This is a genomic window from Paenibacillus sp. GD4 (assembly GCF_030846225.1).
Classification (GTDB): Bacteria; Bacillota; Bacilli; order Paenibacillales; family NBRC-103111; genus Paenibacillus_G; species Paenibacillus_G silviterrae.
Window position 1 is genome coordinate 2,040,153 of record NZ_JAVCYK010000001.1, and the last position, 21,102, is coordinate 2,061,254.

General features: G+C 56.7%; 15 protein-coding genes and 1 pseudogene. 7 read left to right on the plus strand and 9 right to left on the minus strand.

Features of this window, described 5'->3' with window-relative positions:
• The first annotated feature begins 34 nt into the window (after nucleotides 1–34).
• Nucleotides 35–2,422, plus strand: a complete 2,388-nt coding sequence (locus RAC89_RS09530; RefSeq protein WP_306613207.1) for an ATP-binding protein — start codon at nucleotides 35–37, stop codon at nucleotides 2,420–2,422.
• Complete coding sequence (locus tag RAC89_RS09535; RefSeq protein WP_306613208.1) at nucleotides 2,419–5,262, plus strand: ATP-binding protein; 2,844 nt, start codon at nucleotides 2,419–2,421, stop codon at nucleotides 5,260–5,262. Before RAC89_RS09530 ends, RAC89_RS09535 begins: the two co-directional genes overlap by 4 nt.
• Nucleotides 5,263–6,033: 771 nt before the next feature.
• Here the strand turns inward: RAC89_RS09535 and RAC89_RS09540 are convergent.
• Together RAC89_RS09540 and RAC89_RS09545 are read right to left on the minus strand one after the other, a co-directional pair.
• Nucleotides 6,034–7,422, minus strand: a complete 1,389-nt coding sequence (locus RAC89_RS09540; protein WP_306613209.1) for a (Fe-S)-binding protein — start codon at nucleotides 7,420–7,422, stop codon at nucleotides 6,034–6,036.
• 2 nt (nucleotides 7,423–7,424) lie between these two features.
• On the minus strand, nucleotides 7,425–8,894 hold the full coding sequence (locus RAC89_RS09545; protein WP_306613211.1) for an FAD-binding oxidoreductase: 1,470 nt from the start codon (nucleotides 8,892–8,894) through the stop codon (nucleotides 7,425–7,427).
• A gap of 255 nt (nucleotides 8,895–9,149) precedes the next feature.
• Here RAC89_RS09545 and RAC89_RS09550 point away from each other — a divergent pair, with 255 nt between their 5' ends.
• Nucleotides 9,150–11,054, plus strand: coding sequence for a right-handed parallel beta-helix repeat-containing protein (locus RAC89_RS09550; protein WP_306613212.1), 1,905 nt, complete (start codon nucleotides 9,150–9,152; stop codon nucleotides 11,052–11,054).
• Between the two features lie 33 nt (nucleotides 11,055–11,087).
• Here the strand turns inward: RAC89_RS09550 and RAC89_RS09555 are convergent, their stop codons facing one another.
• From RAC89_RS09555 to RAC89_RS09565, 3 genes and pseudogenes are all read right to left on the minus strand, one after another.
• The gene (locus tag RAC89_RS09555) at nucleotides 11,088–11,588 is read right to left on the minus strand and encodes a GNAT family N-acetyltransferase (protein WP_306613213.1); all 501 of its coding nucleotides are present in this window, start codon (nucleotides 11,586–11,588) and stop codon (nucleotides 11,088–11,090) included.
• 130 nt (nucleotides 11,589–11,718) lie between these two features.
• Nucleotides 11,719–12,009, minus strand: coding sequence for a YiaA/YiaB family inner membrane protein (locus tag RAC89_RS09560; protein ID WP_373430013.1), 291 nt, complete (start codon nucleotides 12,007–12,009; stop codon nucleotides 11,719–11,721).
• Nucleotides 11,986–12,159, minus strand: a pseudogene (locus tag RAC89_RS09565) (YiaA/YiaB family inner membrane protein); the annotation flags it as partial. The gene RAC89_RS09560 and the pseudogene RAC89_RS09565, both read right to left, overlap by 24 nt.
• 172 nt (nucleotides 12,160–12,331) lie before the next feature.
• On the opposite strand from RAC89_RS09565, the gene RAC89_RS09570 reads away from it, so the two are divergent.
• The 3 genes from RAC89_RS09570 (at nucleotide 12,332) to RAC89_RS09580 (ending at nucleotide 15,344) form a co-directional block, all read left to right on the plus strand.
• A complete protein-coding gene (locus RAC89_RS09570; RefSeq protein WP_306613214.1) occupies nucleotides 12,332–13,060 on the plus strand; it encodes a FadR/GntR family transcriptional regulator in 729 nt (242 codons plus the stop codon).
• Between the two features lie 116 nt (nucleotides 13,061–13,176).
• Complete coding sequence (murI, locus tag RAC89_RS09575; RefSeq protein WP_306613215.1) at nucleotides 13,177–13,965, plus strand: glutamate racemase; 789 nt, start codon at nucleotides 13,177–13,179, stop codon at nucleotides 13,963–13,965.
• A gap of 68 nt (nucleotides 13,966–14,033) precedes the next feature.
• Nucleotides 14,034–15,344: a diguanylate cyclase domain-containing protein gene (locus RAC89_RS09580; protein ID WP_306613216.1), complete on the plus strand. Its 1,311-nt coding sequence runs from the start codon at nucleotides 14,034–14,036 to the stop codon at nucleotides 15,342–15,344.
• 69 nt (nucleotides 15,345–15,413) lie between these two features.
• Here RAC89_RS09580 and RAC89_RS09585 read toward each other — a convergent pair whose 3' ends face one another.
• Nucleotides 15,414–17,153 carry a hypothetical protein gene (locus RAC89_RS09585; RefSeq protein ID WP_306613217.1) on the minus strand — a complete coding sequence of 580 codons (1,740 nt, stop codon included), beginning with the start codon at nucleotides 17,151–17,153 and terminating at the stop codon, nucleotides 15,414–15,416.
• Nucleotides 17,154–17,160: 7 nt separating this feature from the next.
• A complete protein-coding gene (locus RAC89_RS09590) occupies nucleotides 17,161–18,234 on the minus strand; it encodes a glycoside hydrolase family 88/105 protein (RefSeq protein WP_306613218.1) in 1,074 nt (357 codons plus the stop codon).
• A gap of 154 nt (nucleotides 18,235–18,388) precedes the next feature.
• Between RAC89_RS09590 and RAC89_RS09595 the strand changes: the two genes are divergently transcribed.
• Complete coding sequence (locus tag RAC89_RS09595) at nucleotides 18,389–19,300, plus strand: AraC family transcriptional regulator (RefSeq protein ID WP_306613219.1); 912 nt, start codon at nucleotides 18,389–18,391, stop codon at nucleotides 19,298–19,300.
• An 87-nt stretch (nucleotides 19,301–19,387) separates the two neighbouring features.
• Here RAC89_RS09595 and RAC89_RS09600 read toward each other — a convergent pair whose 3' ends face one another.
• Nucleotides 19,388–20,194, minus strand: coding sequence for a sugar phosphate isomerase/epimerase family protein (locus RAC89_RS09600; RefSeq protein WP_306613221.1), 807 nt, complete (start codon nucleotides 20,192–20,194; stop codon nucleotides 19,388–19,390).
• Between the two features lie 30 nt (nucleotides 20,195–20,224).
• Nucleotides 20,225–21,046 (minus strand): phytanoyl-CoA dioxygenase family protein, encoded by an 822-nt coding sequence (locus RAC89_RS09605; RefSeq protein WP_306613222.1) that lies wholly within the window; start codon nucleotides 21,044–21,046, stop codon nucleotides 20,225–20,227.
• Between the last annotated feature and the right edge of the window lie 56 nt (nucleotides 21,047–21,102).

Here is a 21,102-nt window from a genome sequence, read left to right on the forward strand (position 1 = left end):
ATGGGATCATATCACAACTGAGGAGCCTGGACATTTGATCTCAATATCCGATTATGACTTGGTTGAAACCATATATGAGGGAACACGGACACTCATCAGCCGCGGCAGGCATCAAGCCACGGGAAGACATGTCATTGTCAAACGGCTTCGTTCCGACCATCCGCTGCCGGAGGACGATGCAAGGCTGCACAGGGAGTACGACATTGCAAGAAGCGTCAATCTTCCGGGGGTTGTACGACCGCTCGCCATGGTTCCCGACGGCAGATCGTATGCGCTTTTTCTGGAGGACTTCGGAGGCGAGTCCTTGCACCATCTGCTCGCCCGAAGGCGCCTTGAGCTGAGTGAAGCGCTCCAGCTGTCAGTGAAGCTGGCGGCGATCCTCGAATCGCTGCATCGAAGCGGCGTCATTCATAAGGATGTGAAGCCAAGCAATATCATCGTGGATTCCTCCTGCGAAACGGTTAAGATCACCGACTTCGGCATCGCTTCCCTGCTCGATACCGAAACCTCGGAGCCGCTGAGTCCCCGGGAGCTGGAGGGTACGCTGACCCACATGTCTCCGGAGCAAACCGGACGCATGAACCGGGTCATCGACCGGCGGACGGATTTTTATTCGTTCGGCGTAACCATGTATGAGCTGCTGACCGGGCAGCTGCCCTTCACCACGACCGAGCCGATGGAGCTCATTCACAGCCACATTGCCAAAGCCCCTCTGCCTCCCGCTCAAATGGATCCGAGCATCCCGCAGTCCGTATCCGATATCGTCATGAAATGCCTGGCCAAAAACGCCGAGGACCGGTATCAGAGCGCTTACGGACTGCTCTGCGATCTGGAGCATTGCTATGAGGGACTGCTGTCCTCCAGCTTGTCTGATGAGTTCGCGATCGGCACCAATGATCGGAAGGATTCCTTTTATATACCTCAGCGTTTATACGGAAGGGAGCAAGAGCTCGAGCGATTGCATGCCGTGTATGAGCGGCTATCGTTCAGCGAGAGCATCTGCGTGCTCGTTTCAGGCTACTCCGGCATCGGCAAGTCCAGCTTTATTCTCGAGATGATGAAAAGGGCGAATGAGGACGAGGGACAATTCATTCTAGGTAAATTCGATTCCCTGCGTCGCCACGTGCCTTACTCCGCGTTCCTGCAAGCCTTTCGCCTACTGATCCGCCGGCTTGCCTCCGAATCGGGAGAGGAGCTGGAAACCAAGGCGAACGCGCTGCGTAGCACGCTTGGCGAGCATGCCCCCGTTCTCGCTGAGGTTCTTCCTGAGCTGGAATGGATCTTAGGGCCGCAGCCCCGGGTAGAGCCGCTTCCTGCGTCGGAAGCCAAGCAGCGGTTTCACACCGCCATTCGCCTCTTCCTGACATGCTTCAGCGCGCATGGAACCCCTTTGATCCTGTTCCTCGACGATCTGCAATGGGCAGACCAAGGCTCGCTCCAGCTGATGCTCTATCTGATCGAGGAGGCCAAGCTGGAATCGTTCCTCATCATCGGCGCTTATCGCGACAATGAGCTGCAGGAGGCTCATGCCCTGAACTGGCTGCTTGGCGAGCTGGACAAGAAGGCCGATGCGGAATCGATCGTCCTGCAGGCGCTGGAGCCCGAAGACGTGCTCCGTATGCTGTGCGACACGCTGAACTGCGGACCGGAGGATTGCCGCCATTTGGCAGGGATGCTGATTCACAAAACGGGAGGCAACCCGTTTTATCTGAAGCAGTTCCTTACCGAGCTGCACCGCAAGGGCTTGCTTTATTTCGATTATGAAGAGGCAAGGTGGATGTGGGATTCCTGCACCATTCGCGAGCTGAACTTAAGCGATCATGTGCTCGGCATGGTCGGTGACAAAATCGAGGCCCTTCCGGCGGAAGCCGTTCAGGTGCTTCGTCTCGCTTCCTGCATCGGCTTTCATTTCGATTTACAGCAGCTGGCCATTCTCGCCGGAGATTCGCAGCAGGAAACGCTCGATTCGCTTTGGGAAGCGATTCAAGCCCACCTGATCATGCCCATCGGTACAGCCTACAAATTTTTGCCGTTTCAAAGCGGAGATCAGCCGTCGGACTCGAGCACACCGGGTCATGAGCCGATTCGGTTCAAATTTTTGCATGACAAAATTCGTGAATGGTGTTATGAGCATGTTCCCGTGCTGGAGAAGCATGCCATTCACCTGCGGCTCGGGCGCTTGCTTGCCGAACGCTTGGAGCATCAGGGGGATGAGGCGCTTTTTGAAACCGCCAACCATTATAACGCAGGCTCCGCATTGATTGAAGATCAGGAAGAGAAGGAACGGCTGGCTGTTCTGAACCTTAAGGCCGGTCGCAAGGCCGTTGGCACGGCAGCCTATTCGGCGGCGGTCTTGACCTGCTTGGCGAAGAAGGCTGGCACCAGCGCTATGACCTGGCCTATCCTCTGCAGCTCGGCATGATGGAGGCCGACTATTTGAACGGCCGCTTCGATGAAGCGAAAGCGCAGTTTACGCTTCTGACGACACGCGCCCGAACCCATCTCGACCGGGCGGAGGCTTACAATATCATGGTCATTATGCTGACCAATATGGTTGAGCATGAAGCGGCGGTCGCCATCGGCATGGAGGGACTACGCAGCCTTGGCTTGAAGCTCTCATCCTCCCCCGGCCGTACCGACATTTTGCTGATCATGGGCAAAATCCGGATGCGTATGGGCCGCAAAACCGTACAGGATCTGCTGCATCTGAAGCAGATGACGAACGAAGAAACGATGATGCTCGCCAAGCTGATGATGAATGTGGGCACGCCGGCTTATTTTGTTAACGCGAATCTTTACCTTTACATGCTTCTCCAGATCGTGAATCTGTCCCTGAAGCACGGGAACACCTTCGAGTCGTCCAACGCCTATAATGCTTACGGGCTCATGATCGGCTCAGGCTTCGGTCAGTTTACTTTGAGCGAGGAGTTCGGTCGTCTCGGGGTAGCGCTTAGCGAACGGTTTCACCAGCAAAGCCTGAAGAGCAAGAGCCGGTTTACGTTCGCCGTGTTCATCAATCCGTGGAAACGGCATATGCGAACGAGCCTTGACCACCTCTCCAAATCGTTTCACGCGGCGATGGAGGCGGGGGACCTTGTGTTTGCGAGTTATGCGGTGACGTACACCATCTTGATGTCGGATTTTCTAGGAGTGCGATTAAGCCAGGTTCAGGAGGACATTCGGCGTCAGCTGCCTTTCGTAAGGCAAACGCACAGCAAGGATACGGTGTACATGCTGGAGCTGCTCAGCCACGTGCTGAACAACCTGCAGGGTGTGGAGGAGCCTTCGTTCGTGCTGGCGGCTTCACCTGAGGAGGAAGCCCATCGGGTGAAGAAGCTCGAAGCCTGCTTCAACCAAGTGATTTTGCAAGTGTATTACATGAAAAAAATGAAGCTCTACTACATGTTCGAGCGTTACAAGGAAGCGCTGGACGAGGCCCGCCGCTCCCAAGCGCTTGTGCATGTGTCTTTGGCGCTCTTTCACACCGTCGAGCATTACTTCTATTACGCGCTGACGTTGGCAGCGGTCATCCCCCACCTCTCCGGCCGGGAGCGGCTGCTTGAGGAACGGAGGCTTCGGGGCATCTGCCGGAAGCTGAAGACGTGGGCGGAGCATTGCCCCGACAACTACAAGCATCTGTACCAGCTGGCGGAAGCCGAGCGTTACCGGGTTGGCGGCAATGCCCGCAAAGCCGAGCCCTGCTACCATGCCGCGATCCACTCGGCGCGCTTCGGCGGGTTTACGCAGTTCGAGGCCCTGGCAGCCGAGCGGGCGGCACGTTTCTACGCCCAGCGGGGACAGGACCAGGTCGGCAAAGTATACATGGCCGAGGCGTACCAGGGGTACGTCCGGTGGGGAGCGAAGGCGAAGGCCAAGCTGCTTGAGCGGATGTTCCCCGACTGGCTGCTGCTGGTGCCGCCTAACGGCCTTGGCCTCTCGGCCCATTCGACGACCACGATGTCTCCGATTTCGCTTGATCTGGCCGCTATCGTCAAGGCCTCTCAGATGATTTCCGGCGAAATCGTCTGGGAGCAGCTCATGCAGAAGCTGATGCGGGTCGTGATGCTGACAGCCGGAGCTACTCGCGGTGTCTTTCTCATGAAAGAGAAGGACAGTCTGATCGTGGAGGTAGAAGCGGAAACGACCGCCGAGGGGGAACAAATTCACATTCTGGACTCCCTGCCGGTGACGGTGTACGGTAAGCTCCCGATGTCCATTGTTTATTATACGGTACGGACAGCGGAGCATCTGGTGCTCGAGGATGCCTCCTCGGAGGTCATGTTCCAGAACGATCCTTATGTGCAAAACGGCAGCGCACGATCCGTATTTTGTCTGCCCGTGATGTATCAAGGCTCGGTGACAGCCGTCCTCTACCTGGAGAACTCGCTGGCCACTCATGCCTTTACCGAGGAACGCCGCACGGTGATTGACATCCTTGCCTCTCAGGCGGCCATTTCGCTGGAGAACGCCCGCCTTTATCAGCATATGGAGGACAAGGTGCGAGAGCGGACGGAGGAAATCCGCCGAATGGAGGAATCCCGCCGCAACCTGCTATCGAATATTTCGCACGACTTAGGGACCCCGCTAACTTCCATCCAGGGCTATGTCGAGGCTTTGATTGACGGCGTCATTACCGAGCCTGCTCAGCAGCAGAAATACTTGAAGGTCGTGCATTCTCGCGTACTGAGCATTCGCAGGCTGATTAAGGACCTGTTCCTTCTGAGCAAAATGGAGACCCGTCAGCTTCAGTTAAGCCACAGCAGCTGTGAGGCCGCCGAGCTGCTGCAGCAGCTGTACCAGAAGCATGAGATCGACGCAGAGCAAGCCGGGCTGAGGTATGAGCTGATGCTGCAGGAGCCGTTGAAGCAAGGCGGCTTCGCCGTCATCGCAGACCCGGACCGGATCGGACAAGTCATCTCGAATCTTGTCTACAATGCCATCAAGCATACACCGCGAGGCGGAAGCTTGCGGCTTGTGGGCGGGGTCAGCGTCGATGGGGGGGCCCTCCTCGTTCAAGTAACGGATACCGGCAGCGGAATTGCCCAAGAAGATCTGCCCCATCTCTTCGACCGATTCTACCGCGGCTCCAAGTCCCGCAATTCCGCCGACGGCGGCAGCGGCCTGGGCCTTGCCATCGCCAAAGAAATCGTCGAGCTGCACGGCGGTGAGATCGGGGTTTCAAGCGACTGGGGCCACGGAAGCTGTTTCTATTTCACTCTGCCGCTGCAGGTGAAGGCTCCTCAGGTTGTCTCCGTCGGATGACGGTCATGCTCGCCGCTCTTCGGAGCGGCGGGCTTTTCTGTGCGTGAGGGGATCTCTTGCATCGTTTAATCGCATATTTCACACTAAATGGTTGCAATTCGCACCTTAGGGTCCCTGCAATGGCAGATTTGCCATTGCAGGCGCGGATTCCCCTTAACTGAAATCCGCTTGGACCTTGTAATAGCAGATCTCACACTAATCCAGGGATTTCGAAGCATTTAGTTCTTGCAGTGGCAGATTTGCCATTGGGCTCGAACGCCACCGCTACACTTTTCCTGTATTTCTTCCGTTGGATTCTTATCCCCGTGGCTCAGTTCCGATGAGGTTAAGATGTCACATCAAAAACATCACCTTGCCTATGTCCACCTATTCGTGTCTCGTATCCATTTCAGTACCCGTTCTCTTCATTCGAATCCGTTGGACCCTTATCCCCATGGCTCAGAACAGTGGGTCGAGGTGCCAGTCGATAGTGAGCTACTGAGCGAAAGGGATAACGTTCCAAGGCTGTGCGGATATGCTCCTTCGCTGCACACGAGTAGCACAAAAACGCCCGAAATCTCATCGAGACCCGGGCGCTCACTTAATCGAAGCGCGACGATAAACCCACCTTATCCCCATGGCTCAGATACAATGAGGTCGAGATGCAGGCCCACGCTGAGCTACTGAGCGAAAGGGATAACGTTTCAAGGCTGTAGGATATGCTCCTTCACTACACACGAGTAGCACAAAAACGCCCGAAATCTCATCGAGATCCGGGCGCTGAAACCAGCACTAGCTTCTCTCTCTTTCCTCTTCATCCAGCGATTCCGCCAAAAAGTCCACCAAATGCAGGGCTTCCATCTTGCCCTGCAGCTCCGCACGCTGGACGCCCCACTTCATCTGGAGCAGGCAGCCGGGGTTAGCGGTTAGAAGAACCTGCGCCTTGGTTCGCTCTACATTCTCCATCTTGTGGTCCAACACGCTGGCGGACATCTCCGGCTGCGTCAGGTTGTAGATGCCGGCGGAGCCGCAGCAGCGGTCGGCACCCTGAAGCTCGCGCAGCTGAACGCCGGGCACCGAGCGGACGAGCTCGCGAGGCTGCGACTGCACGCGCATCACATTGCGCAAATGACAAGAGTCCTGATACGTCACGACCTGCGAGGTTGAGCCTGCCTGCCGCTTCAACGGCAGAGGGCGGCCCTCGGCGAGCAGCTCCGACACGTCGCGGACGCGGGCTGCAAATTGCTTGGCGGGACCCGCCAAAGCTGCATCCTGATGAAGGAGGTGGTCCGCCTCCTTCAAGCTGGCGCCGCAGCCGCCGGCATTGCTCGCAATCCAATCGATGCGAGCTCCCCCGAAGGCGGCGATGTTCTGCTCGGCCAGCCTCCGGGCGCTGGCCGTTTCACCCGCGTGCGCGTGAAGCGCACCGCAGCAGGTCTGCGAGGTCGGGATGACGACCTCGTATCCCGCACGGCGCAGCAGACGGACCGTGTTCACGTTGGTATCCGTGAACAGGACGTCCATGATGCAGCCGCGGAACAGTCCCACGCGGGCAAGAGGCTCGCCGGCCGCGGGAATGACAAGCAGCCGCGCCCCATCCGGCGCCTGCTCCTCTCGCGCAGGCAGGCCGAGCCGCTGCCAGCGCAGCACAACTCCGTCGCTGCCCGCCTCAGGCAGCACGGCTTCCATTTCCCGCATATGCTGCGGGAACAGCTTCATCACGCCGGCCGCTCGGGCCAGGCGCTGCAAGCCGCTGCGCTGGTACAGCCGGAGCAGGCCGCCCATCACGCGCATGCGCCCGTGATGGGGGAACAGCTGCTCCATGAACAGCTTGCGCAGCGAACGCACGTGCCACGGGTAGTCCGTCTCCGTGGCAATCGCTTCCCGAGTCTGCTCGATGAGCTGCCCGTACTTGACGTCGGACGGGCAGGCCGGCTCGCAGGCCCGGCAGCCAAGGCACAGATCCATCTGCTGCTTGAACGCCGCATCCGGCTCCATCAGCCCGTCGGCCACCGCCTTCATCAAGGCGATCCGTCCCCGCGGCGACGCCGCCTCCAGACCGGTCTCCTGGAAAGTCGGGCACGCCGACTGACAGAAGCCGCAGCGCATGCAGTTTGTAAGCTGGTCCGAGTCCAGCGTCTGCTTCAACGTTCCGGCTAACCGTTGTATTTCCGTCGCCATCCTCACACACCGCCCTTCGCTGAAGCCTCGCCCGAGGTCCCGGCATCCGAGGAAGCCGCCTCGGAGGCAAACACAATCCGCTTACGCGTCTCGGCGAACAGCTTACCCGGATTGAGCAGCCCCTCCGGGTCGAAAGCCGTCTTCAGCCGCTTCATCAAATCAATTCCCGAGGATCCTACCTTCCACTCCAGGTACGGCGCCTTGACATGACCTACACCGTGCTCCCCGGTAATCGTTCCCCCAAGCGCTATCGTGACCTCAAAAATTTCGGCAAAGGCCGATTCCACACGGTGGATCTCCTCTTCGTCGCGTGCATCCGTCATCGCCGTCGGATGCAGATTCCCGTCGCCCGCATGGCCGAACGTGCAGATCTGCACGTTATATTTGTCCGCGATCCGCTGGATCTCCAGCACCATGTCGGCAATCTTCGAGCGGGGCACCGTGGCATCCTCAAGGATCGTCGTAGGACGAAGCCGGGATAATGCCGCCAAAGCGCTCCTCCGCGCCTCCATAACCTTCATGCCCTCCTCCGGCGTAGCCGCAACCTTCACCTGAATCGCTCCGGCACTTCGGCAAATGTCCTCGATCAGCTTCAAATCCCGCTCCACAAGAGCTTCCTCGCCATCCTGTTCGATCGCCAGAATGGCCTGCGCTTCCACCGGAAGTCCGATCTTGGCGAACGATTCCACCACCTGGATGGTAGCCTGATCCATGAATTCAAGCGTACAAGGAGTTATGCGGTTGGCGATAATTTGTGAAACCGTCTTCGCCGCCGACTGCAGGTCCGCATATACTGCCAGCATGGCGCGGCGATAAACAGGCTTCGGCACCAGCTTCACCGTCGCTTCCGTGAGGATGGCCAGCGTGCCGCCCGATCCTACGAGCAGGCGGGTCAGGTCATAGCCGGCTACATCCTTCACCAGCTTCCCGCCGGTACGCAGGATGTCCCCGTTCGCCAGCACCGCCTCCAGGCCGATGACGTAATCCTTCGTCGTGCCGTATTTCAGTCCGCGCAAGCCCCCCGCTCCAAGGGCAATATTGCCGCCCATCGTGCAAATAATCATGCTGCTCGGATCCGGGGGATAAAACAAGCCCGTATCCTCGACCGCAAGGTGAAACTGCTTGGTATTCAGCCCCATTTGGAAAGTGGCGGTCAAATTCTCCTCATCAATCTCAATCAGCCGGTTCATCCGCGTCATCACCATGACCATTCCGCCCTTCAGCGGCACCACGCCCGCGCACAAATTGCTCCCTGCTCCCCGGGGGGTAACCGGAATTTTGTGCGCCGCACACACCTTCATAATCGCGGAAACCTCTTCCGTCGAGGAAGGGAAAATGACCCCGTCCGGCATCGATTGATACAGCGGCGTCGCATCGTAGCTGTAAGAAACGAGCGTTTCTTTATCATCACGGAACCATCCTGCCCCTACAATAGAAGCCAGTTCCTTGCGTACCGATTCAGCCAAAGCCATGCTTTATCCTCTCCCTAATCCAGACCTCACAAATACATCAGGTCATCTGATGACTTTATTGTAATCAAAACCACCCTTCGCGTCTACATAAAAAATCCCTTACAGCTATTCCCCTTGACCCAGACCCCGTCAGCCCGTGCCAATGTGACGAAAAAGCCACTTTCCCCTTTCTGTGTCATAGTTATCCAAACCTTTTAATCTTCCACCTCATATACTATATCAATTTCAAGCTAACTTAGAGAAAGGGTGATCGGAATGGCGCTGATATTTACGGATTCCTTCAACCGTGCAAGCACAAGCAGCTCTCTGGGCACAGCGGAAACGGGACAGCCTTGGCAAATTCTCAACGGCTCCTGGCGGATTAATTCGAACCGGGCGGAAGCCATAGGCTCTGGTAATCAAAATGCCGTGATCGATTCGGGCGAATCTGACGGTTCCCTCAAAGCAAAACTGAAAGGGAACGGCGGCAACTCCGCCTGGCTAACCTTCCGGGCTTCCAATGCCCAAAACTATTTTTTTGCAGAGGTTCGCTCCGACCAGAATTCCATCAACTTGTACAGACGGCAGAACGATCAGAACACGCCTCTCGGTACGGCCCCGATTTCCTATGTGGAGGGAGGCGAGGTCAAAGCGACCTTTATCGGAAGCTCTATCGAGATATTTTATAACGGACAATCCAAGCTGAAGGCGGCCGATGCCTTTAATCAAACGGCGACCCGGCACGGCATCGGCTCCTGGTATACGGGCAGCTGGCATGACGATGTTTCCTTCGAAACGTCGACAGCCGGGGGAGGCAACCCGCCTGCCGGCAGCTACCGGGGGGTTGCGCACGTCGAAGATTATGGGGCTGCAGGCGATGGTCAGAAGGACGATACGTCCGCTTTCTTAAGCGCCGTTTCCTATTTGAACTCCGTAGGCGGCGGGCTGCTGCAGCTTTCCCGGGGCGACTACCGGCTGGCTTCCCTGACGGCTCCCATCCCCTTGGACAACATTATCGTCCGGGGCATCGGCATGAACACCAGCCGAATCCTGATTCCGAGTCTCGGAGACAATGTCCCCGCGTTTCTCCTCAGCAGCGCGGCGACCGGCTACGGCACCGGGATGGAGGATTTGTATCTCGTCGGTCCCGGACCGAGACAAATCGGGGCCATTACAACAACAACCGTAGGGGTTGAGGCGACGAAGAAGTGCTTTTTTAACCGGGTCAAGATCGCGAATTTCAAATACGGCATCAACATTAACGGTGCCAGCCACGTGCAAATTGTCGGCTGCCGCCTGGAGGCAAACTATTACAATCTATATATGCAGCGGGATGAGGGCGATCATACGATTCTGGACAGTGAATTTACGGGAGCGGCAATGGCGGGGATTGCAATCAACGGGGACAAGGAAGGCCATTCGGGCACCTGGATCCTGCGCTGCCACACCGGATATTGCCCTTACGGCATTTATCAGCCTGCCCCTGCGAATCCGGGTGCCAGCCAAGGCTTTTTCAACGGCTGGACGATCGATAATTTACGCTTCGAGGCGATCGGCAACGGGGCGATTTATACCGAGCGCTGGAATGCAACCGATAGCGGCACGGTAAAGGACTCCATCATTCGCAACGTAGGCTTTAGCTGGAGCGATTGGCAGGATCACGCCATTCTGTCGAGACCTCGGGATTATGCCGTCGTCCTCGGCTCTGTCTTCGGGCGTATGGTGTATGAGCCGGGGGATGCGCCCTTCTACAAGCGGGCTGGAGGACTTGGCGTGTTTCGTCTGAATGGGAACGGAGCCGTCTGGCGGGGAGAGTTCGATTACAGCGACTTTACAGTAGGCGGCGACGGACGAAGCTACCTGATGCCCCGGTCCCCCCGGCCGGTTACGGTTACGGGGAGCACAGGGGGCAATGTCGTGCTCACCATGATTGCGGAGGACGGCTTTGCTACCTCCAACCCATCCAGGCCTTACCGGAAAATCATCCTTGAATTGACCGGCTACGTAAACAGCACGGGCACAGCCCAAACCATCGCCTTCCCCGCCCCTTTGGCAAAGCCCCCGATCGTGCTGCATAATACCGCCAACATTCCCGGACTCACCCTCGGGAATAGTCAAATCACGATTAACCCGAACAACGGTACGGCGTATAGCGGCACCATCATCCTCTATGGGTATTGACGGCATCCTAGCCCTCCTCCATGGAGGGCTTCCTCATGTTTCTTTCAAGCTCCATCGCATGACAGCCGATGTGCCGCTCATGCCCTTTTCAACAAAACCGAGCCTCTTATATAAGCGGACAGCCGGATTTCGCGGATCCACGCTAAGCGAAAGGGCTTCATATCCTCTCTTCATCGCCTCTTCCGCCAGCGCTTGCAGCAGTTTCGTTCCTGCTCCTAAGCCTCTATAAGCGGGCAGCAGCGCAATTCCGAGCTCCGGCGTCGCTTCGTCAATAAACCCGTAGCCGGGTCGGTCTGCCTGGAACAGCCGCGCCGTAGCGGAGCCGATGGCCAGCCCGTCCTCCGTCTCCGCGATGAAGCCGAAGTCCCCCGGCCTGCCCCAATCCTTGATATAGGCTCCTATTCCCGGCGAATCGAGTATGTCTCTACCCGGCGGTTCCGCTCCGTCCGGCACATAAACCGACACATACAGCATCTCCCGCAAAAAGGGCTCATCCTCCTCGGTCGCAGGACGGATCCGAATGGTTGTCGTCATCTATACCATCTCCTCTTCTCTTGATGACACTCTTACCAGCCTACCGCGTCCCCTCCCCCTTGGGTAGGGAATATTCCGCTATACTAAAAAATACCGCTCACACCTTCCGAGGCGCGAAGCGGTATTCCCATTATAGATGCTCCTCTGTCGCGGGCGGTTCGAGTGCCTCATCCTCCTTGTTGTCACGCACCGTTTTCTGCAGCACGAAGGAGGACATGGTCAGAAACAGCGCCGTCATCGCATAATAGCCCTTAACGGAGAGCGGCTGCTCCAAGTTAATGATACCGATCAGCATCGCGGCCAGCGCCAGTACGAAGGAAACCCAAGCCAGGAAGGTGAAGGCGCCGGTATTGCGCTTTTTGCCGTTGTACTCGTCTTCGTGATTATCCCTTACCACCTTCTGCAGCACGAAGGACGCCATCGTGAGGTAAAGTGCGCTCACTGCGTAATAGCCCTTCACCGAAAGCGGCTCCTGCAGTGTATAAATTCCGATAAACATTCCGATAAATGCCGCTGCAAAGGATCCCCAAGCCAAGAAGCTAAACGCTGCCGTATTCCGTCTTTTTCTCATGAACAACACCTCATCTATTTTATTTTGTTGCCTGTTGTTAAGACCTGATCTTAGTTTTCATTTTACTGGTAACCGGGGAAATGAGAAGTACTATCTTTACGTAGTACCGAGCCTATGCCGAAAGGATGCGTGTCATGCCAGTACCGAGCACTTTGCGCCAAAACATGCTACAATGACGGTACTTAAGCATGGTACGGAAAGTGAAGTGACGATGTGTATGATTCGGAAAGCTTATGAAGTTATCGCCGATACTTTGCGGGATCATATCCGCCAAGGGGAGTGGCCGGAGGGGACGCGCCTGCCTTCCGTGGAGCAGCTGGCCCAGCGCCATGGCGTAGGCCGTTCCACGATACGCGAGGCGCTGATGTCGCTGAAGACGCAGGGCTGGGTCGACGTGCGCCATGGAGGCGGCACCTTCGTCCTGCGGACAAGCGAGCCCTTGACCGCGGAGGCTCCTGAAATCGAAAGTGCCGAGCAGCTGCGGGAGTGGCTGGAGCTGCGCTTTATCCTTGAGACGGAATCCGCCGCCCTCGCCGCCTCCCGCCGAAGTGAGGCCGACCTTACCGGTCTTCGCAGCATACTCGCGGACATGGGCTCCTCGAACGAGGAAGCGCTGCTGGAGAAGGCGGATGCGGCCTTCCATCTCGGCATCGCACGTGCCGCCGGCAACGGCCTGCTCGTAAGAACGCTGGAGGGGCTTTTTCTGTCCATGGGGTCGGTCATGCGGGAAAGCCGCAGGCTCTGGCTGTTCGCCGAACGAAGCGAATCGGACCGGCTATACGAAGAGCACCTGTCCATTCTGGACGCCGTGGAACGGCAGGAGGCCTCCCTCGCCAGGGAACGGATGTCCGCTCACCTTCGCAAGGTGGAGCAGGTGCTGCACCAGCTGCAATTCCGGTAAGCTTCCACCAATTCTCAGGGAAATTTCAGTGATTTCTCAGTGTGGGAGTAATGCATTCCGCAATCATTCCGTATACAATGATAAGAAGACAATTTAGGCAACGAAAAGGTGACACTATGCGCATCGCATTCATGGACTCCGGCATTGGCGGGATCACGGTGCTTCACGAAGCGCTGAGACAGCTGCCCTATGAGGATTATATTTATTATGCAGATACGAAACACGTGCCTTACGGGACCAAACCGAAGGAGCTTGTGAAGCAAAGCATCTTCGAAGCGGTTACCGAGCTCCATGATCAGGGGATCAAGGCGCTGGTCATCGCCTGCAATACGGCTACGAGCATCGCAGTCAGCGAGCTGCGGGCCTCCTTTCCTTTTCCCATTATCGGCATGGAGCCGGCTGTAAAGCCTGCGGTAGAACGCGTGCAGGCGCTCCATAAACGCGTTCTGGTTACGGCAACTCCGCTCACGCTGAGGGAGACGAAATATCAGGACCTGGTGGCTAAAACGGACAACGAAAGTATCGTCGACTCGCTACCGCTCCCGGAGCTCGTGACCCTGTGCGAGCAGTTTGAATTTCGCGAGGAGGCGGTGCTTCCCTACCTCAGGGAGATGCTGCTTCCTTACCGGATGGAGGAATATGGCTCGGTCGTGCTGGGGTGCACGCATTTCCCGTTTTTCCGCCGGCATTTCCGCAAGCTGCTGCCCTCACATGTCGAGCTGATCGACGGAAGCGGCGGAACGATAAAGCGGCTCCGTCAGGTCTTGGAGCAGCACGGTCTGCTCTCCCGAAGCGGCACCGGGGACGTCCGGTACATGTCCTCGAAGGCGGAGCCGGGTGAGTTGGAGCGAATCCGTCAGGCTCATCTCCTGCTGAATGAAACTTTTAATGAAAATGATAATTAATTAACGAAATTTTCCCACCTTCCATACGATGAAGAAGATATATGCTTGACAGCTAGGAGTGAGGAAGGATGACCAACGTACCAGAAGCTCCCTTCAAGGGAGTTTGGCATCAGTGGAGTAAAGATGTGGAGCTTTTCCGGGGGATGGTGGAGGCTCTTACCAATAATGCGACCGTAGCATTCATCGTATGCAATCTCCAGGATCAAGTCATGTATGTGAACCAGACGTTCCAATCGGTGTTCGGCTGGACCTTGGAGGAGGTGTTCGGAACCCGTCTGCCTACGTTAAGAGAGCAGGATTGGCCTGAGTTCCACGAGAGGCTGCTCGGGGGGCAGTGGGAGCTGAAGCTAAGCGAGACCTTTCGGCTGAGAAAGGACGGCACCCTGCTTCCGGTAAGCGAAACGGTAGCTCCGATTAGAAGCCGGAACGGTGATGTGATCTCCTACGCCTGCGTCATTCGGGATATAACCGGCCGGAAGCACGCCGAACGGAAGCTGAAGGAAAGCGAGCAGCGCTTCAAGTCTCTCTTTGAGCAAAATCCGGATGCCGTCCTGTCGCTGAATTTGGCCGGGAGGATGACCGATGTCAATCCTGCCGGCCAGCGTATGATGGGGAACAGGCTGGAATTGCTGCTCGACGGCAGGCTGGAGGAGTGGATCGTTCCTGAGGAAAGGTCCGCCTTCAGACATCACCTTGAGCAGACGAAGAGCAGCGGTACGCAGCATTTTGACTCGGCGCTGACCGACTCACTCGGAAACCGGGTGGAGCTGAATATGAAGCTGCTGCCGATTTATGTTGATGAAGAAGTGGTCGGCATGTACTGTATCGCCAAAGACATTACCGGACATAAGCGGGCTCTGGAAACGATTAACTTCCTGGCATTTCACGATTCGCTTACGGAGCTGCCGAACCGCCGTCTGTTTCACAACCGGTTAACGGAGCTGCTCGGTCCGGATTCCCAGCCCGGTGAACGAGTCGCCGTCGTGTGGATCGACCTGGACGGCTTCAAGCAGATTAATGATACGCATGGACATGCGGCAGGGGATTACGTGCTGGGCGAGGTTGCAGGCCGCTTGAGAAGCTCAGTGCGTTCACAGGACCTGGTCGCCCGGATGGGCGGGGATGAATTTACAGTGCTGCTGCGCGGCATCAGCGAATTGGACGATGTGGTGAAGCTTTCCGAGCGGCTAATCCACGTGCTTGGCGAACCGATTCGCTACCGGCAAGAGCAGCTCTGCATTACGCCAAGTATCGGGATCGCCCTCCACCCGGAGGACGGTACGGACGCGGATACGCTGCTAATACGGGCCGACACGGCGATGTATCAAGTCAAGCAAGGCGGGAAGAACGGCTTCCGCTTCTATAGTCAAGCCAGGTGATGATTCGACGCTTACGGGCAGCCCTCAGCTGTATCCGCAAGCGTCGATTTCGTTTCCAACCTAAGCTCGTTACTGAAACAAAACGGCACGGGTGTCGGGCTTCTTCGCAAGCGTGAGCTGAAGCGGCTCCTCCGCTCCCGCCTGCTGCAGCATAAGCCGAACGGTGTGCGGCTGCGAGTCGGCCGAGGCCTTGGGCTGCAGCACCGTATCCTCCGAGAGGGTAAGGGCGAAGCAAAACAACGCCTCTTCCATCGCATGAAAATCAATAGGTGCCGCTTCCCCTTCATAAACGACCAAATCCAAGTAAGAGGCCGTGCCTTCAGCTGCCGTTTCCCAACGGAACGGACCGAGTCCGCTCATCCCCCCGTACAGGCCGCGTACCGTCAGCGCGGTTTGCCCTATCCTCGTCCGGTATACCTCGTCTCCTAGACGTTCCCATGACGGCGCTTGCCCGGTACAACCGGTTTCAAGCCGGATCCGCAGATCGGATGCCGTCATCCTTCCGTGAATAGGGTCCAAATTCACATGAGTATCCCCGCCATCCAAAGCGAACTGGATCCCGTACAGCACGGAACCATGCTTCTGATTGCTCTTGAACACCGCCGAGCAAAAGTCGTAGCCGTCGTGCAGAACACGCAGCCGCACATAACATTGTTCCTGTTCACCCGCGTCCAGATAGGCAAGCAGATTGCGGCACTGATTCCACATCACATTGTGATTGAACGTGCCCAGTGAATAGCTTGGCGTCATATAAGTATATGCCGTTCGGGTACTGAATGCCTGATTCGGGGGTAAATCCTGACGCAATTCCCGGACTCCCGGCAGCTCGGCGAACAGCTCCAACACCCGCTCCGGGCATGCTACCCCCTGACCGTACCATTCGGTATCGTATTGGAATTCCTCTTCGCTTATAAAAGGAACCTCCCCACGGCAGGCTGCGTGCAGGAACGAACGGCGTACCGGATCGAGGAACGAAGAATACGAACGGGCATGCGGCCCGGACCACTGCTTCAGCAGCGGATGATAATGCTCTGCTATCGTTTGCCAGGTTCCCTCCAGCAGCTCGTTCGTGATTTGCCTCGCCTCCTCAGAGGCGGTATACACCGCCAGTGCGGACAGCTCCAGTATCGCCAGCGTGCTGTAGGGCGGGCTGTTGTATTCTAGGAACGCTCCTGTTTGCATCGTATAATCGTACAACCGTTTCAGCCGTGCAAGGCCGTATTCCGCGTAACGGGAGTTCTCCAGCCGTTCTCCCGCAATTAACGTGACAAAGGCCCCCATGATTGCGATATTCGTATAATCCGGCCCCACATTCCGCTTGATAATGGCTTCACAGCTATGGCCGATCGCCTGACGGATTAGTCCCGACAGCTCACTAGGAAGCACGTCCCCATGCCGGATCAGTACCAGCAGCAGCCTTTTCCCGATAAAATCAGCCCAATTCCAATCCGGCGGCGCCATCTTCGCAAGAGGCTCCTCCCAAAACCAGGACCAGATTCCGTATGTAGGCGATTGAGGGTTTGGGTCCTGTAGGGAGACCACTTGGCCCATGATATCGAACGCCCGCTGCCGATACGTCGGATCTCCCCCATCCAGAAGAGCAAGCGCATAATCCATGGTCTCCCGGACCGGATGGACAAAGTCAGCCTGTTTGATCGTCGTATGGTACCCTGGGCTTGAAAAAGGGCAGCGGAGCATCTTGATTTCGGGATTGTAACGGGCATGCAAGGAATTGAGCTTCCTCTTCAAATGGTCAAACCATTTGCTGTCCAAGCCATGAAGCTTGCCTCTATCGCGGCTGTTATTCATTCTCTGTTCACATCCTTATGCCATCAAGATGAGGCTCGGGCAAATACTGTGCTAGCAGCATCAGTACAAGACCCTGGCCGTATAATGTGGGGTAACAAGCGATCCGGTTGTACGCTTCCACGGACTCCATTACCGGCGTACCGCCAGATACCCCCGTGACGGTGCCGGCCGCATCGATTTTGTGCAGTACGGCCTCCGCCGCCCGATCCGCCGCCCCTTTCATAGTCGGACTCAGCAGACCTTCCCGGATACCCAGCACAATACCGCAGGCGATCCCGGCGCTTCCGGACGTTTCCTGGTAAAAGTCCGGCTGATCCATAACCGTCGGCCACAGCCCGTTCTCCTGCTGGTAACGGACAAGCCCTTCCATCAGCCTCCGGTATCGGGATCCGATCTCTTCCGGTATCACCGTCCCTCCCGCCAGCTCGCGCAGAATCATGGGCGTTCCAACTGCCACCCATGCATTGGCTCTTGTCCACCTTGCGGCTGACATATGGTCCTGTGAGATGCAGTTCCACCCATGGAACAGCACCCCGGTTTCCTGATCCTGCAAGAGCCGCAGATGGAGAGCCAGCTGCCGAAGCGATTCCTCCGCGAAGTCTTGACGTTTCGTCAGACGGGCCACTCTGGCCAGGAGCAACACTGCCATGAAGACGGTGTCCGCCCACACCTGCTCCGGAAAATTCGCGTTTTCCGTTACGGTATGCTCGAATGCACCCTCGCGCGTCCTCGGCGCCTCGTTCATCATCCACTCCCCGATACGCAGCGCCGCTTCCAAGTAATACGGATCGGACGACTTGCGGTACAGCTCCGGGAAAATTGCGAATGGCGCCATAGAATTAATTACCTTTAGCTGCTCCGATGCCCCTTTGTTCCTGCGGGTCCATTCCGTCAGATACGTCAGAAGCTCTGCATCCCCGCTCTGTTCATAATAAGACAAAATCGCAATGACCCCTACCCCAGGCACCCAATCCCAGGCGTTGATATTCATTCCCCAATTGCCGGTATGATCCTTCCTCATCTGCTCGTATACGAGTGCGGCAGCTTGTTTGACACGCTGCACGGTTATCGTCATTCCCATCCGTATAACAGCTCCTTTGCCTTCATGATCTCTACTACCGACTATAACGGGTACATCTTTCAAATGGCTTGGGGAATCTTCTCCTTCCATTGGGGAATTGTCTACAATTTGCTACAATAGACTGAACGGCTCGAATCCGAGAGGGGAGTAGGGAATGGGGCAAGAGGACAAATTCGGGAATCAGCCCGACCACTGCATTGACAATGTGACCAACCGGATGCTGGAGGAATCTCCCGTTCTGTGCGCCTTCCGCGAAACGCTGCTTCGCCAGCCCATGCTTCATTCCCATCAAGGCTATGAGGTGTATTTATGTGTACAGGGAGCCGGCAGCTTCCTGGCCGGAGACCGCGTCTATTCCTTATCGCCCGGAGCCCTTATTATCGTCAGACCGATGGTGCTTCACTTATCAAAGCCGGATGAACGCTTGGCATTTCAGCGCTTCGTTCTCTCCGTGGACGAGAATTATATGGAGGCGTTGCTCCGTCAGGACGATCAGCTCAGCAGCGGCTTCGGCCGCCAACTGAAGACGGAGGACTCCTTTTTCATACCGCCCGCCGCCAGCTCCATCGCCATGCTGCAGGATACGCTCTATCAGTTGGAAAAAGAGCTGCTGTACAGAGAACCGTATTTCGAGGCCTCCGTCAAAAGTCTCCTCATGAAGTGCCTGGTGGATATGGCTCGTCTGGTGCGGTTCTCCCATGGGCCCGTTCGTTCGGAAGCCGGCTTGACCGCGAAGGTCGAACAAATTTTAAGCCACATTGCCGAGCATTATGAGGACCCTATCCATATGGATGAGGTAGCAAGCCGCTATAAGCTGTCTCGTTCATATATGTATCGCATTTTCAAAGAGTATACCGGCTATGCGCCGAACCAATACCTTCTCGCCTTCCGCATTAACAAAGCAAAGGCCCTGCTCCTCCATTCGGAGCTGTCCGTCATTGAAGTTGCGGCACGTTCCGGCTTTCAGGATGTTTCCCACTTCTGCCATACGTTCAAGAAACAGACCCGGATGACCCCCAGCGCATTCCGCTCCCTTCATTCCCTGCCTGCCGGAAGAAGGGAATAAGCGCAAAAAGCAGGGAGGCCGCTCCCACGGCTTCTCTGCTTCTCTGCTTCTCTGCTTCTCTGTCTTCGTATGGTTTTCAATTCCCCATCACACCTGCAGCCGCGCTGCCGCGTAATCCCGCATCCAGAGACATACCTTCCACAGATCGGCTACCGGCGCACCGGTATGCGGCAGCGTGTGAAGATACGGCGGCGGTCCGAATTCCGGCGTAAAGGTGACCGCTTCGGCTCCCTGCTTCGCCCTTTCTGCGACGATTCGCTCCCACCATCCCATATGGACGGCAAGCTCGCGGGAATATTCCGGTGCCGACGGATCAGGCACCTGAGGTCCCTGCGCATAGCCGACACGACCGTGAATGTGGATCGTACGGGATATGGCTTGGTCCAGGTAGGCCCCCATGTCGGGAAGAAGCGATTCACATACGCACACCCAATGACTGAAGTCCGCCACCAGCCTCAGCTCGGGGACATCCTCGAGCAGCCTCCCGGTCGTCCAAGGGGCGAACATCGCACGTCCGCGGTGCGTCTCGTGACCGATAGGCAGGCCAATCCCACGCTCCACCCCTACCGCCCTTCGGTAAAACACCAGCTGGTCCCCGTATCCCATTACATCCCGGGCACTATGCGCATTAATCAGCACAGGGCTAAAGCCGGCCGCTCTCTCCACCTGCCGCTCGAAGGACCGGATATGCTCCTCTACGCTTGAGCCCGTCGTAAATACCATCGCTATATAGTCCAATCCGTGCTCCTTCAGCAAGTAGCGGAAACGCTCTTCGTCTTCCGCTGACGGCATCGGAGACTCCACCCCGCTATAGCCCGCTTCCGCTATACGTGCGAATTGCTCCTCTAGGCTGCCCTGCATTCCCCATAAGGCTTTCACAAATTGCAATTTCAACAAGGTACGCTCCCTTCGTAAGCAGGTTCATCAATGCGCAGCCGTTACTTTGTGCTCCGCCCCGCAAGGTCCCCCGTTATCCTCATACAGCATATCCGTCACTTCCGACCCGTCCATCCGGTACATCGGCTTATAGTAGTGAGAAATCTTCGTAGAGGAAATGCTTGCATAATGGCAAATGAAGGCTCTTCGGAAACGGTCCTTCGAACGGTTCGGATACGAGCCGTGGATGACGCTGCCGTTAAAGAACAGGACGTCCCCCGCCTTCATATTCACGGGAACGACTTGATAACCCTCCGGCACATCCACCTCATCCTTCGTGAACGATTCGGCCGGGTTTGCCTGGTGCGGGCATTCCACGTCGAAACGGTTGGATTTCGGGACGACGACGAGCCCTCCGTTTTCTTCATCCGCCGGGTCCACCGCCGTCCAGGCTGCAATACAGGTGCCCGGCTCCACCCGAAGGTAGAAGTTATCCTGATGCAGCGCCTGCCCCCGCGCGCCCGGAGGCTTGAAGTAAAACATGCTCTGGGCCGCCAATGGCTCCTCGCCATACAAGTCCGCCAAAATGTTCATGACCTTCGGATGCACCATATAGTCCATGGCAAGACGATTTACTCGGTGCGGATGCATCATGCGAGGGTACAGCTTCAGAATGTCCCCGTTCGCCTCTTCTTCACGGACGGGCTCGAAGCAGCCGGGAATCGGACCTCCCGCATAAAGCTGCATGAAGTTGTCCCTGATTTGGTCGACTTCGTCTCGAAACAGGCCCTCCACCACCAGAAATCCATCTGTCGCAAACTGCTCTTTCTGTTCTGTAGAAAGCACGCCCCCAAGCTTATGTCCACTCATTCCAATCTCCTCCATTATTTGAAAATCGTTGCGGCTTCTCTGCATTCATCATAAAA